The organism is Nocardia sp. NPDC058497, assembly GCF_042720195.1.
Taxonomy (GTDB): domain Bacteria; phylum Actinomycetota; class Actinomycetes; order Mycobacteriales; family Mycobacteriaceae; genus Nocardia.
In genome coordinates this window covers 1-13,844 of record NZ_JBHXMY010000002.1, presented here as the reverse complement: position 1 = coordinate 13,844, position 13,844 = coordinate 1, and the positions used below count along the sequence as shown (strand labels likewise).

Annotated in this window: 9 protein-coding genes; 4 read left to right on the top strand and 5 right to left on the bottom strand. The window is 68.8% G+C overall.

Going from position 1 to position 13,844, the window contains the following annotated elements; translation table 11 throughout:
* The first annotated feature begins 88 nt into the window (after positions 1 to 88).
* Positions 89 to 898, top strand: a complete 810-nt coding sequence (locus tag ACFWPJ_RS00445) for an S-methyl-5'-thioadenosine phosphorylase (RefSeq protein WP_378845511.1) — start codon at positions 89 to 91, stop codon at positions 896 to 898.
* On the opposite strand, the gene ACFWPJ_RS00440 is transcribed toward ACFWPJ_RS00445, so the two are convergent.
* Complete coding sequence (locus tag ACFWPJ_RS00440) at positions 899 to 1,882, bottom strand: GAF domain-containing protein (protein ID WP_378845510.1); 984 nt, start codon at positions 1,880 to 1,882, stop codon at positions 899 to 901.
* 92 nt (positions 1,883 to 1,974) lie between these two features.
* Here ACFWPJ_RS00440 and ACFWPJ_RS00435 point away from each other — a divergent pair, with 92 nt between their 5' ends.
* Positions 1,975 to 2,535 (top strand): NADPH-dependent FMN reductase, encoded by a 561-nt coding sequence (locus ACFWPJ_RS00435; RefSeq protein WP_378845508.1) that lies wholly within the window; start codon positions 1,975 to 1,977, stop codon positions 2,533 to 2,535.
* Positions 2,536 to 2,670: 135 nt separating this feature from the next.
* Here the strand turns inward: ACFWPJ_RS00435 and eccE are convergent, their stop codons facing one another.
* Positions 2,671 to 4,314 carry a type VII secretion protein EccE gene (gene eccE, locus ACFWPJ_RS00430; RefSeq protein ID WP_378845506.1) on the bottom strand — a complete coding sequence of 548 codons (1,644 nt, stop codon included), beginning with the start codon at positions 4,312 to 4,314 and terminating at the stop codon, positions 2,671 to 2,673.
* Between the two features lie 83 nt (positions 4,315 to 4,397).
* Between eccE and eccB the strand changes: the two genes are divergently transcribed.
* Positions 4,398 to 5,888, top strand: coding sequence for a type VII secretion protein EccB (gene eccB, locus ACFWPJ_RS00425; RefSeq protein WP_378845505.1), 1,491 nt, complete (start codon positions 4,398 to 4,400; stop codon positions 5,886 to 5,888).
* Here the strand turns inward: eccB and ACFWPJ_RS00420 are convergent.
* The 3 genes from ACFWPJ_RS00420 to eccD form a co-directional block, all read right to left on the bottom strand.
* On the bottom strand, positions 5,885 to 6,658 hold the full coding sequence (locus ACFWPJ_RS00420) for a potassium channel family protein (protein ID WP_378845503.1): 774 nt from the start codon (positions 6,656 to 6,658) through the stop codon (positions 5,885 to 5,887). The genes eccB and ACFWPJ_RS00420 overlap by 4 nt on opposite strands.
* Before the next feature lie 62 nt (positions 6,659 to 6,720).
* Complete coding sequence (gene mycP, locus ACFWPJ_RS00415; protein ID WP_378845501.1) at positions 6,721 to 8,121, bottom strand: type VII secretion-associated serine protease mycosin; 1,401 nt, start codon at positions 8,119 to 8,121, stop codon at positions 6,721 to 6,723.
* Positions 8,118 to 9,584, bottom strand: coding sequence for a type VII secretion integral membrane protein EccD (eccD, locus tag ACFWPJ_RS00410; RefSeq protein WP_378845500.1), 1,467 nt, complete (start codon positions 9,582 to 9,584; stop codon positions 8,118 to 8,120). The genes mycP and eccD overlap by 4 nt, the downstream gene beginning before the upstream one ends.
* 185 nt (positions 9,585 to 9,769) lie before the next feature.
* Between eccD and eccCa the strand changes: the two genes are divergently transcribed.
* Entirely contained in the window at positions 9,770 to 13,807 is a 4,038-nt protein-coding gene (gene eccCa / locus ACFWPJ_RS00405) for a type VII secretion protein EccCa (RefSeq protein ID WP_378845498.1), read from the top strand.
* Positions 13,808 to 13,844 lie beyond the last annotated feature (37 nt).

Below are 13,844 nucleotides of genomic sequence, written 5' to 3'. Positions count from 1 at the left end.
GTACAGTTTCGGGCCGGAATTGTCAGATAGGACCGTCTGCGCGATCCCGGTGATGCGCGCGACCTGCCCGGACGGGAGAATCACCGGTATGAGTTCGCTTCCCCGGCCCGCCCTCGCCGTCATCGGCGGCAGCGGTTTCTATGACTTCTTCGACAACGACGCCACCCACGTCGAGGTCGACACACCGTACGGCGCGCCGAGCGCGCCCGTCGCGGTCGGCGAGGTCGACGGTCGCGCCGTCGCGTTCCTGCCGCGCCACGGCAAGCAGCACGAGTTCGCGCCGCACACCCTGCCGTACCAGGCCAACATGTGGGCGCTGCGCTCGCTCGGCGTGCGCCGGATCTTCGCGCCGTGTGCCGTCGGCAGCCTGCGCGCCGACTGGGGTCCGGGCACCGTGGCCGTGCCCGAACAGCTGGTCGACCGGACCTCGGGCCGTCCGCAGACCTTCTTCGACGGCGGCGGCGTCCACGTCTCCTTCGCCGACCCCTACTGCAACGAACTGCGCACCGCCGCGGTGAAGTCCGCCGGTCACGACCTGCGGATGGAGGACTCCGGCACGATGGTCGTCGTGCAGGGTCCGCGCTTCTCCACCAGGGCCGAGAGCCGCTGGTTCGCCGGACAGGGCTGGGACCTGGTCAACATGACCGGTCACCCCGAAGCGGTGCTCGCCCGGGAACTCGAGATGTGCTATGCCGCAGTCGCTCTCGTCACCGACCTGGACGCGGGTCTCGGGGAGGGCGACGGCGTGCACGCGGTGAACGTGTTCGCCGAGTTCAAGAAGAACCTCGGCCCGTTCAAGGAGCTCATGCGCCGCGCGGTCGCCGCGGTCGACAGCGAGGAGACTTGCGAGCGCTGCCTCGTGCACGCCGGGGTATCGCTGCCCTTCGAACTGCCCTGATCACGCGGGCGGCGCGGTGACCTGCAGCTGAGCAAGCACGAAGACAGGCTCCGCGCCGTCGCCCGCGGGCAACGGCGACACCTCGATATCGGCGACGAGCCACCCGTCCGGCTCGGCGGCAAGCCGCACGCCGGTCAGCCCGGCACTGGCGGCACAGGCCAGGATCCGCGCGCGAGCTTCGGCGATCCTGGCCCGGTCCTCGGGATGCGGAATCAGCCGCTCGTCCATCACGCGCCAGCGCAGCCCGGGCACCGGCTCGGTGACCCACCGAACCTGGCGGACCTGCGCGGTATCGAGGATGCACAGATACAGGCCGGGCTGGGTGTTCCTGAGCAACTCGAGAGTCGCCGCCTCGAACGACTTGCGTTGCGGGGCAATGCTGTCGGTGACGTCCACCGAGAGGCCACGCCAGGAAAGCCGCTGCGCGTCCGCTCCGTTGCGCGCGGCTACCAGCAGCGAGCGCGGGCCCGCCGCCGAGTGCACGGTCGCCACCCCGGACCACCGGCTGCCCGGCTCGGAGCGGGTCAGGGCGGCGACGATATCCAGGGCGCGATCGAAGCGCTCGATCCGCTGAAACGGCTCGGCGCCGTGGTATTCGACCGGCGCCGACCCGAAATGCAGGCCGAGACCGGCGGGACGGGACCGCACGATCCTGGTGCGCGCGTCGATCTGGAACGGCGCGACCCGAAGCTCCTCGGCAGGCGCCTGCTCACCCACCCACACCTTCACCGCGTGCGCGCGCGACCCCGGCCACACCACGGGCTCGGCCCGCAAGCGCATCTCCGACCACGGATTCCGGGATTTCGGCAGCACCCGCTCGACCGGTGCACCGGAGTCGTGGGCGGCGACGACCATCGGTTGCAGCGCGGCCGGAATCGCCCGCTGATACGACGCCCAGTCCCGCGGGGTGGTGCCCGCGGTCAACATCGACCACGTATCCGGCGCACCGAGCGTCTCCACCAGCTGCCACCGTCCGATGATCACCGTCCTGCCCCCTTCCGTGAGACTGTGCCATCGTGCCCGATCCGCCGTGCGCCGCTGGTGGGGGGTCACGTCCGCATCGATAAGCTCGGGGGATGGACACACCGCTGCGGCTGGAGGTCGTCGTCGCCAGTACCCGTCCCGAGCGGTTCGCGCCCGTGGTGGCCGACTGGTTTCTCGGGATGGTCGCCGAGCGGCCGGAATTCGAGGTGGGCGTGCTCGACTTGCTCGACATCGCGTTACCCGTCGATCTCACCGAGACACCCGAGGTCGACGCGTTCCGGGCCAGGCTGGCCGCCGCCGACGCGTTCGCGGTCGTCACCTCCGAGTACAACCACGGCTATCCGGCGTCCCTGAAAACGGCACTGGACAGCGCCAAACACGAATGGCGGGCCAAGCCGATCGGTTTCGTCTCCTACGGCGGGCTCTCGGGCGGCTTGCGCGCGGTCGAGCAGCTGCGGCAGGTGGTCGCGGAACTGCACATGGTCTCGGTGCGCGAGTCGGTGAGCTTCGCCCAGGCCAAACGCCGATTCGACGCACAGGGCGCGACCGACGACCACGCCGCGATCGATGCGAGTGCCAGGATGCTCGGCCAAATGGCTTGGTGGGGGCGGACTCTGCGCGTTGCCCGAGCCGCGGACCCTTATCCCGGCTGAGCGCTCAGCTGTCTGCTCGGGCGGCCCGCGCGAGCAGTGCTTCCGGCAGCTCGACACGGCATTTTCGTGCAATCCGGCCGCTGCCGGTCAGTTTTCTGACTCCACAGCGGCGAACTGCACGAAAATGCCGACCGGTCAGGCGTTCGCCATCGAGCGCTGGCCGCGCGGCTGGCCGATGTACGTCGCCTCACGCGGGATCGACACCAGGGTGAGGTTGACCCTGGTCGTTCCCGTGCGCAGCACCACCCGGTTACCGATCGCGCCCGGCTGGTAGATCTCCAGATCGGGACGGGAGGCGGGCCAGCCGTTCGGATCGCCGGTCAGATAGATCGTGGTGACACCGGCATGCGGAGCGGGCGCCAGCACACCGTCGACGACGGTGGCGGTGAAACCCGCGTCGGACTGGTGTGTTTCGACCGCGATGGTCAGCCGCTCCGGGTTACCGACGGTGCTCACCAGCTGCTCCCAGGCCTGCGCCCGGTCGGTGCGCACGAGCACCCGCTCGCCGACCGCCAGCGCGCGGAACACCAGCTGCTGAGCCAGATACAGCTCGCCCGCCACATAGACCGAGGAGATACCGGCACCGATGATCCTGGCGGCGACGCCGTTGCCCTCGTCGTCGGAACCGAGCAGCTGACCGCAGCCCGCCGACGGCAGGTGCAGCGCCCCGATGACATCGATCGGGTACTCGGTGGTCGGCACGGTGTCGTCCACCCCGGGCACCGCGATCGGCAGATGCGCGAGCAGCGCGTCCCGGTGCCTGCCGTTCATCGACACCATGCCCTTGGTCGTCGACTTCTCCGGCAGCTCACGCGCGGTCAATCGCCATGCGGCGCCGACACTCACCGATTCGGCGTCGCTACCGGGACGCAGCCGCACGGCGACCGTCGTGCCGCGCGAGGGCGCGACCCACAGCTGCGCGAGCAGATCCGAACCCAGCTGCTTGGGATCGACCGCGCTACCGATATTGACCGTGTTGCCGATCTCCGCGTACTTCCACCGCTGGGTGAGCGTGCGCGGGTCGAGGCCGGAAGTGATCTGCTGCACGGCCTTACGGATCTCGGGCGCGGTGAGAATGCGGGCGCTGCAGTCGGCGTCCTCGAGCGTGCGCATGATCCGCTGGGTCGCGATGGTGACCGCGCGCGAAGCGCCGTCGGTGCCGCCGCCGCGCCGGGCCGTCGCATCGGGGCAGGCCACCGCGTCGAAGCTGATCGCGAGCCAGACCGTGCGATGCGCGGTGGCAGGCAGCGGGCCGAGCAGCGATTCGTAGATCGCGCCCGCGGGCGTGCCGGAGCGGCTGCGGTGGCCATGGCTGATGATGTCGATGCCGCTGAGCAGGATGTCGTGCTGGTTGAGGCAGGCGGCCAGCTCGGGCAGTGGGAGCAGGTGGGAGGCGTGCACGGCGTTGCGGGCGATCCTGGTCAGCCCGCCCTTGGGCGGCAGCACCTCGACCACGGTGACCACGCGGCTGCCGTCCCAGTACAGGCCGAGCGAACGGCCGTCGGTGTCACGGAAGTCGACGGTGTCGCCGAGGGTGTAGTCGCGCTTGCCCGTGTAGCGGCGGATCGTGCTCAGCCAGTCGAGGAGGGTCCGCTTGCCGATCGGGATCAGCGGGACCAGCGCGACGACGACCGCGATGCCGAGTGCGGGGAAGGGTCCGAGGCCACACACCAGCGCGACGACTCCGGCGGTCACACCGAGACTCTGCGCGATGAGTAGGTGCGGCAGCGAGATACGACCGAACAGTGGACGTGGACCCGCACCAGTGAACTCGGCCATTGGTTCCTCCCCCGAATGTGAACAAGTGCTGCGGGGAACTGTACTGTGTTGCCCGGACAAGAGCACTGTTCGGGGGAGGAACCATGCCTTCAAAACCCACTACGCGCTGGCAGGTCAGCGGTTACCGCTTCCTGGTGCGGCGGATGGAGCACGCCCTGGTGCGCCGGGACGTGCGCATGCTGCACGATCCGATGCGCGCCCAGACCCGTGCGTACGCGGTCGGTTTGGTGCTCGGCCTGGTCGTCCTCGCTGGTTGTGGCATCCTCGCGTTGCTGCGCCCGCAGGACAAGATCGGCGACTCCAAGATCCTGATCGGCAAGGAATCCGGCGGCGTCTATGTCGTGATCGAGAATGTCGTGCATCCCGCGCTCAACCTGGCCTCGGCCCGGCTGGCCGCCGGTGAGGCGCCGGAGGCCGTCATCGTCAAGGAATCCGAGCTCGGCAAGAAGCCGCGCGGGCAGCTGATCGGCATCCCCGGCGCGCCGACCTCGTTCCGCTACGACAAGGACGGCAAGGGCCGTCAGTGGTCGGTGTGTGACCAGCTCAAGGCCGACGGCAGCACGGACCTGACAACCTCTGTGCTGGCCGGTTCGCCCGATCTGGGCGACAAGGCGTCGAAGATGGACGCGGGCAAGGCGCTGCTGGTGCAGGGCAAAGATGCCACGTACCTCGTCTACGAGGGAAAGCGCGCCAGGGTGAACCAGAGCGACCCCGCCGTCGCCAAGGCACTCGGGATCGTCGGCGAGACACCCCGCGCGATCGGTGAGGGTCTGCTCAACGCGATCCCCGAGGTGCTGCCGATCATCGCACCGACCATCGACAATCCGGGCGGAACACCGTCCTACAGTGTCAGCGGGCACAAGATCGGTGACGTCGTCCAGGTCTTCAACTCGCCGAACCAGAACTTTGTGGTACTGCAGGATGGGCTCCAGCCGGTCACCGCGCTGACCGCCCAGATCATCAGGAACTCGTACAACACGATCATGACGGGCACGACTATCCAGTCGACCGAGCACACCTACGCGAATGTCTCCAGCGCGTTGAAGGTGGCGTCGTACCCGAAGGACCGCCCGACCCTGGTCACGGCCAAGGATCAGCCGGTCAGCTGCCTGACCTGGAAGCCGATCTCCGGTGCCACCGACAATGCCGACGGCACCGCCCGCGCCGAACTCTCGGTGCTCACCGGTATCGCGATGCCCATCCCGGACGACGCCAAGATGGTGAACCTGGCCCAGGCCGACGGGTCGAAGGCCAACGTCGACTCCGTCTACATCCCGCCCGCGACCGGCGCCTACGTCCAGACCACCGGCATCGAACCCGACAGCCGCCGCAAGGACAGCCTGTTCTACATCGCCGACACCGGCGTCCGTTTCGGCATCAAGAACGCCGACGCGGTCAAGGCGCTCGGTTTCGAGAACGTACAGGCCGAACCGGCGCCGTGGCCGATCGTCGGCCTGCTCGCGGGTGGTCCGAGCCTCGGCCGCGAGGACGCCATGGTCGCCCACGACGGTGTCGCCCCTGACCCGTCGCCGGCCAAGCAGCCGGTCGCGACGATCAGCCCCTCCGCCAACTAGCCCGGCGGAGCCTGCGACCGTTCCCGGAGTTCGGCCACCTCGGTGCGCAGCGAACGGACCTCGTCGACCAGTTCGGCGAGGGTCCGTTCGGCGCGGTCCGCCGCGTCGTCGACCGTCTTGAGCTGCTCGACGACCCAGCTGGTCATCGTGCCGATGGCGAACGAGATCAGGCCGATGCCGAGGGTCATCAGGACCAGCGACACCAGCCTGCCCTCGCTGGTCACCGGGTAGACATCGCCGTAGCCGACGGTCGTCACCGAGACAGCCGACCACCACAGGGCATCACCGAAGGTCTTGATCTTGCTGTCGGGTGCGCCGTATTCGGCGTCGAAGAAGGCCAGGCTCGACAGCAGCAGGATCAGCAGCGAACTGGTACCGACGAAGGTGACCAGCCGGGTGCGTGGCTTCGTCGCCCGGTTGAGGGTGTCGAGCAGCAGCAGCAGCGCGGCGCGCAGCAGACGCAGCGGGCGAAACGGCGGCACCAGCACGACGAGCAGGTCCAGCGGATGCTTGCGGACGAAGCGCGTGCGATCGGAGGACAAGCGCAGCCGGATCGCGAAGTCCGCCGCGAAGACCGCCCAGATGCTGATATCGGCCCACAGCAGCCCGGTGTCCAGGGTCGGCGAGGCATCGGTGTCGAGCACTCGCCAGGCGTACAGCAGCAGGAACAGCACGGCCAGCACCATCATCGGCAGGTTGGTCGTTCGTTCCCACCGCTGCCTGCGGGTCGGCGGGCGCGTCGCGGCGGGTTCGGTGGTCAACGGATCCATGCAGCTACCTGGTTTGACGGGTCGGTACCCGAGGACGGTACCGCGTCCGCCGTTGCCGCGAGTCAGGTGTCTTCGCGCACTCCGAAACGACGCCGGATCGGGAACGACGCGAGCATGCCGAGTACGAACACCAGACCGACCACGCCCGCTCCGATCAACCCCACGTTCCGGGCTGTGTTGTCCGGCACCGGCGCCGGCGCGGGCACGGCGAGCTGCACCTGCTCGGCCGGTGACGGCCGTTTCGGTGGCAGCGGACCGGTGACCTGGGCGGTGAGCGCGGCGATCGGGTCGACGCTGCCGTAGCCGATATACTGGTTCCAGCCCTCGGCGGGCGCGTGCGCGGTCGCCTGGACCCGCTTCATCACCTCTTTGGCGCTGAGTTCCGGGAAACGCGCACGGACCAGCGCGACCACCCCGGACACCAGCGGCGTCGCGAAACTGGTTCCGCTGATCGGGGCGGTCGCGCCCTGCTGATTGACTGTCCCCGTCGCGGTTCCAGCGCCACGCGGGCTCAGCGAGGTCATGTTCTCGCCGGGCGCAGCGACACTGAGCCACGGTCCGGCGACCGTGAACTTCGACGGTGCGCCGTTCGCGTCGATCGAGCCGACGGCGAGCACATAGTCGTCCCAGCGGGCCGGGCTGACCATCATCGCGGTCTTGCTCCACGGGTCGGCGTTCGGTTCGAGCGGGTCGATCACGGTGTTCGCGGTCTTGCAGGTATCCGAATTACCCGCGGCGACAACAGGAACCGCGTTCTTCACCTCGACCGCGTACTGCAACGCCGCGCCGACGGCACTGTCGTTGACGCCCTTGTTGGTGCCGCACCACACCTCGGAGACATTGATCACGCTCGCACCCATATCGGCGGCGCGCCGGATGGCCGAGGCCATGGTGTTCAAGTTGCCGTATCCGTCGGGCAGGTCCTCCGGGGCCTTGTTCCGATTGGCCCCTTCCTTCTGATACATCTTGCTGGTCTGCCGGATGGTGAGGATGCGAGCCTCCGGTGCGACCCCGGCGAAACCCTGTCCGGGAACCTGGGTCGCGGCGATCAGGCCGGCCACAAAGGTGCCGTGCGCGTCGCAATCCTCAGCACCGTCACCGGAGTTGGCGACGAAATCGCCACCGGCGATCATGTCGGGCAGCCGGTCGTGTCTGCTCACTCCGGTGTCGATCACCGCGACCAGCTGACCGGCCCCGCGGGAGAACTCCCAGGCCCTGGCCAGATCGAGCGATCGTTGCGCATCCGGGACGGCGGGACCGTCGCCACCGGTCGCCACCGTGGTGCACACCGCGTTCGACCCGACTTCGGTCTTCTCGGGCGGCGCGGCCGGATCACCCGCGGGCAGGTTCGCGGGATCGGCCGCGGGCGGACGATCGGCCGAAGCCGGTGCGGCCCCGAGCCCGAACGACGCGCCGACACCGAGCGCCACGGCCGCCGCCGCGACGCGCAGGCTCGCGTTCACAGCCCGCGGACGAGGGAGTAGAGCTCGGCGACCCAGAACACCAGCGGCAGCACCGCGGCGACGAACGCGTACTCGAGCAGTTCGACAGCCCGGCGCATCGGCGGTGTCGCCTGCTGGTTCGGCACGATCAGGCCGATCACCAGCGCGGCGATCAGGATGGCCAGCGCGGCACCGAAAACCACCAGCGGCTGGCGCATTTCGAGCGAGACACCGATCAGCAGGATCAGCACGATCGCCGCGCCGCCCGCGATGAGCACGATGGCTTGCTCGGCGCCCGCGTAGGTGCGGCTGCGGAACATCAGCACGACCGCGCAGACCAGCGTGAGCGCGATGCCGGGCCAGTAGGCGTCGTCGGCGCCGGCGTCGACGGCCAGCAGCGCGCCGGCGACGGTGACCAGCGTGGTCGCGGTGACCAGGCCGGCGAGGTAGTTACGAGCCCGCTCCGACCTGGCGCGCAGCGCGTCGAGGGTCGGCAGGGCGCGGTGGTCGTCCGGGTCGTCCTCGGTCGGGTCGATCGGGGTGCCGGGGGAGGGAACCGGCGGCAGCGGCAGCTTCGCCAGCAGCATGGACACGCGCGGCGCGAGCGACAGCCCGGCCAGCCCGAGCGCGGCGACGACCGCGCCGACGGCCTTGATCGGCTGCTCGGTGAGCAGCCCGACGATCGCCGCGGGAATCACGAACACCGACACCGTCGCGGCACCGATGAACAGGGCGAGACCGACCCCGGTGACCCGCCAGGCCAGCACCGCGGTCGCGCCGAACAGCGTCGCGCCCAGCAGCAGATGGGCCCAGCTGTAATGGTCGGGGACCAGCAGCATTCCGCCGGCGAACGCGGTCGGCAGCGCGCAGCCGCCCAGGACCAGCGCGGCGGAGGTGTCGCCGTACATGCGGCTCATGACCGTGCCCGCGACGACGCACAGGATGGCGACGAACAGCGCCAGCGAACCGGTCACCCAGAACGGCAGCGCGTCGGGTGCGGCGAGCAGGCCGAAGCAGCCGACCAGCATGGTCAGCGCGGCGAGGATCGAACCGGTGACGCGGGCCGTCTTCGGCGTCCAGCTCCGGTAGTGCTCGGCGTCGGCGATCGCGACGTTGTACATGATGTCGTCGAACAGCGGCGTCGGCGCGGTGTGCGAGGCGCTCTCCAGCATGAGGAGCTCGCCGTCGCGAACGCCCTGCTCGCCGAGACTGAGCGAGTTCGAGAACGGGGGATGCCCGATGCGGGCAAGCACCCATTCGGCGGGCTCGTAGCGCTCGCCCTCGTTGTCGAAGGTGTTGGAACGACTGTGCTGAGCGACCATGTCGACCACGCTCGGAATGACAAGCGCGACCGGCACATCGACCGGAATCGCCATGTCGACCTGTGTGTGCTTGGCCAGGATCGTCACCCTTGCCAGGTCCGGTGCGCGAACGATACCGCGCGCGGAATCCTCTTCAACATGATCGAGTCGCGCGTGCGTCAAAACTCCCCCAACTCCGTCTCTACCTCGGTTTTCCGCTCGACCGCTCAGACGGTCGACAGTTTGCGGAACTCACCGTTCGGACAGCAGAATGCCTGACGAACCATACGACATGTCGGCCGCGACCTCTACACTGAGCCCGTCGCGAGGACAGACAGCGAGTAGTCAAGCAGGGGGAGTCTTCGACCATGAGCACCGTCAGGTTCCAGCGCCGTGCCCGGCGCGAGATGCCGCGCACGCCAGGCGGCGAGGTCACGCTGCAGCCGCCGCCCGAGATCCCCCGGATCACGCCGGGCAACCTGCTGATGAAGCTGATGCCCGTCGTCATGGTGGTCGGCATGGTCGGCATGATGGCGCTGATGTTCACGCAGGGTGGCAGCAGCATGATGCGCAACCCGATGTCGATGATGTTCCCGCTGATGATGATCATGTCGATGGTCACCATGTTCGGCCAGGGTGGCGGCAAGGGCGCCAAGGCCTCTGAGGCCAACGAGGACCGCAAGGACTACCTGCGCTACCTCGACCAGGTCCGCAACGACGTCGACGAGACCGCCAAGCAGCAGCGCGCCGCCGTCGAGTGGAGCCACCCGGAACCCGGCCTGATCTGGATGCTCGCGGGCACCAGCCGCATGTGGGAACGCCGCTCCGGCGACAAGGACTTCTGTCACGCCCGCATCGGCCTCGGCGGTCAGCGCCTGGCCACCCGCCTGGTCGCCCCCGAGACCGGCCCGGTCGAGGAACTGGAACCGATCGCCGCCGTCTCGCTGCGCCGCTTCGTCCGCGCGCATTCGACGGTCCCCGACCTGCCCACCGCGATCGCGGTGAAGGGTTTCGGCACCATCGCCCTCGACGGCGACCGTGCCCAGGCCCGCGATATGACCCGCGCGATGCTGTTGCAGCTGTGCATGTTCCAGGCCCCCGACCAGGTGCTCGTCGCCGTGGTCTGCGGCCCCGACACCGCGCGCGAGTGGGAGTGGACCAAATGGCTCCCGCACACCCAGCACCCCGACGTGACCGACGGCATCGGCACCCAGCGCATGTTCTACGGCTCCATCCGCGAAGCGCTGAGCAGCCTGCACCCGCTGCTCGGCAACCGCGTGCGCTACTCGCGTAACCAGCCGAACAACCCGAACCTGGTGCACGTCGTGATCGTCGTCGACGGCGGCCTGCTCGAAGCCGAGGACGACCAGCTCCGCGAATCCGGCTTCGAGGGCGTCACCATCATCGACCTGTGCAATTACGCACCCCGCCTTGCTGTTTCGCGCGGCATCAAGATGGTCGTCGAGGACGGCGAATGCCTCGGTCGCGGCGCCACCGGCAACCAGGAACGCTTCGCCACCATCGACCGCGTCAGCGCCGAGCAGGCCCAGCAGGCCGCCCGCCGCCTCGCCCCCTACCGCGCCGCCACCCAGCGCAGCAGCGATGTCGAAACCGACGACAACGAGACCATCTCCACCTGGTCGCAGCTGATGAGCCTCGGCGACATCGGCAACTTCAACCCCGCCAGCGCCTGGCGCCCGCGCTACGGCCGCGAACGACTGCGCGTCGCCTTCGGTGTCGGCGCCGACGGCAACCCCGTCGAACTCGACATCAAGGAAGCCGCCGAGAACGGCATGGGCCCGCACGGCCTGTGCATCGGCGCAACCGGTTCCGGTAAATCCGAGTTCCTGCGCACCCTCGTGCTCAGCCTGCTCGCCACCCACTCACCCGACCAGCTCAACCTGGTCCTGGTCGACTTCAAGGGTGGCGCGACCTTCCTCGGCCTCGACGGCGTCCCGCACGTCGCCGCGGTCATCACCAACCTCGAAGACGAGGCCGACCTCGTCGACCGTATGAAAGACGCGCTGGCAGGCGAGATGAACCGCCGCCAGGAAGTCCTGCGCCAAGCGGGCAACTTCGCCAACGTCTCCGAATACGAGAAGGCCCGCGCCGCGGGCGCCGACCTCGACCCGCTACCCGCGCTGTTCGTCGTGCTCGACGAGTTCTCCGAACTCCTCACCCAGCACCCCGATTTCGCCGAACTGTTCGTGATGATCGGCCGCCTCGGCCGCTCACTGCACGTCCACCTCCTGCTCGCCTCGCAGCGCCTGGAAGAGGGCAAGCTCAAGGGCCTGGAATCCCACCTGTCCTACCGCATCGGCCTGAAGACCTTCTCCGCCAACGAGTCCCGCCAGGTCCTCGGCGTCCCCGACGCCTACAACCTCCCGAACTCCCCCGGCGGCGGCTACCTCAAGGCCGACTCCGGCGAGATCCAGCGCTTCCAGGCCTCCTACGTCTCCGGCACCTACGTCGGCGGCGGCCCCCAGCGCGAGGTCACCAGCGCAGGCATCGTCGGCGGCGAAATCGACGTCAACGCCCGCCCCTTCAGCGCCAACCACGTCGGCTTCCGCACCTCCGACCGAGTCCCGGTCCCCGTCGAATCGACCTACGAGCCCGAGTCCCCCAGCGACGACGGCGAACAGATGTCGAACCTGAACATGCTGGTCTCCCGCATCAGCGGCCACGGCCGCCCCGCCCACGAGATCTGGCTGCCGCCCCTCGACGAGGCACCGACCCTGGACCAGCTGATCCCGCGCTCGATCATCACCGGCGAGTACTCCGCCGCCGCCACCCTGCGCGCACCGATCGGCATCGTCGACCGGCCGTACGACCAGCGCCGCGACCCGATGATGCTGGACCTCTCGGGTTCCCGCGGCCACGTCGCGATCGTCGGTGGCCCGCAGTCGGGCAAGTCGACGGCCCTGCGTTCCCTCGTGATGGCCATGTCGATGACCCACACCGCCGAGCAGGTGCAGTTCTACTGTCTGGACTTCGGTGGTGGCACCCTGTCCAGCCTGGAAGGACTGCCGCACGTCGGCTCGGTCGCCAACCGGCTGGACCCGGACAAGGTCCGGCGCACGGTCGCCGAGATGAGCACCCTGGTCCGTCAGCGCGAACAGCGCTTCCACCAGCTGGGCATCGAGTCCATGGTCGAGTACCGCCGCCTTCGCGCGATGGACCCCAACAGCAGCCCCGCCGCGGCCGGCGCCCACGCCGACACCTACGGTGACGCCTTCCTGGTCATCGACGGCTTCGGCACGATCCGCCAGGACTACGAGGCACTCGAGCAACAGATCACCAACCTTGCCCTGCAAGGACTTTCCTACGGCGTCCACGTCGTCATCGCTCTGTCCCGGTGGATGGAAGCGCGCCCTGCCCTGAAGGACCAGATCGCCACGCGCATCGAACTCCGGCTCGGCGACCCGATGGACTCCGACATCGGCCGCAAGTTCGCCGCGCTTGTGCCCCAGGGTCGTCCGGGGCGTGGTATCACGCCTGATGCTCTGCACATGCTGATGGCACTGCCACGCGTCGATGGCAGCTCCGATCCGCTCGACCTCAGTGTCGGTGTCGCCAACGCGGTCGAACTGATCGCCCAGCGCACCCCCGGTCGCCCCGCCCCCGGCACTCGCACCCTGCCGGACCTGCTGGACCGCGGGGATCTGCTGCGCGCGATGCGCAACTGGCCTGCCGAGATCGACCGGTCGCGGCCGAACATGCAGCTGCCGATCGGCGTCAACGAGTCAGAGCTGGCGCCCGTCATGCTCAACCTGGCCGATACCCCGCACTTCCTGGTCTTCGGTGACAGTGAGTGCGGCAAGACCGCACTGCTCAGGGGTATCGCCCAGGGCATCGTCGAGTCGAATACCCCGGCGCAGGCCAAGGTCATTCTCGGCGATTACCGGCGAACCTTGCTGGGCACCATCGAGACCAACCACCTGGCCGGCTATGCGCCCTCGGCAGAGGTCCTCACCCCGTTCATCCAACAGGTCGTCGGGATTCTGAAGTCCCGGATGCCAGGTGCCAACATCACCCAGCAGGAGCTGCGTGCTCGTTCCTGGTGGACGGGCCCGGAGCTGTATCTGATCATCGACGACTACGACTTGGTGGTCACCACGTCGGGCAATCCGCTGTCGCCGCTGGTCGAGTTCATCCCGCACGCCAAGGACATCGGCTTCCACCTGATCATCGCCCGCCGATCCGGTGGCGCGTCCCGTGCGCTCTACGAGCCCGTCGTATCCCGTATGCGCGATGTCGGGTGCATCGGTCTGGTGATGAGCGGTAGCCGAGACGAAGGTCAGCTGTTCGGCACCGTGCGCGCCAGCGCAATGCCGCCCGGCCGAGGCACCTTGGTCACGCGGAACGCGATCGACCTGGTGCAGCTGGCATGGTCGCCGGCTTTGTGACCGACATCGACGTCGTGGGGGGCGCGGAGCGCCACGG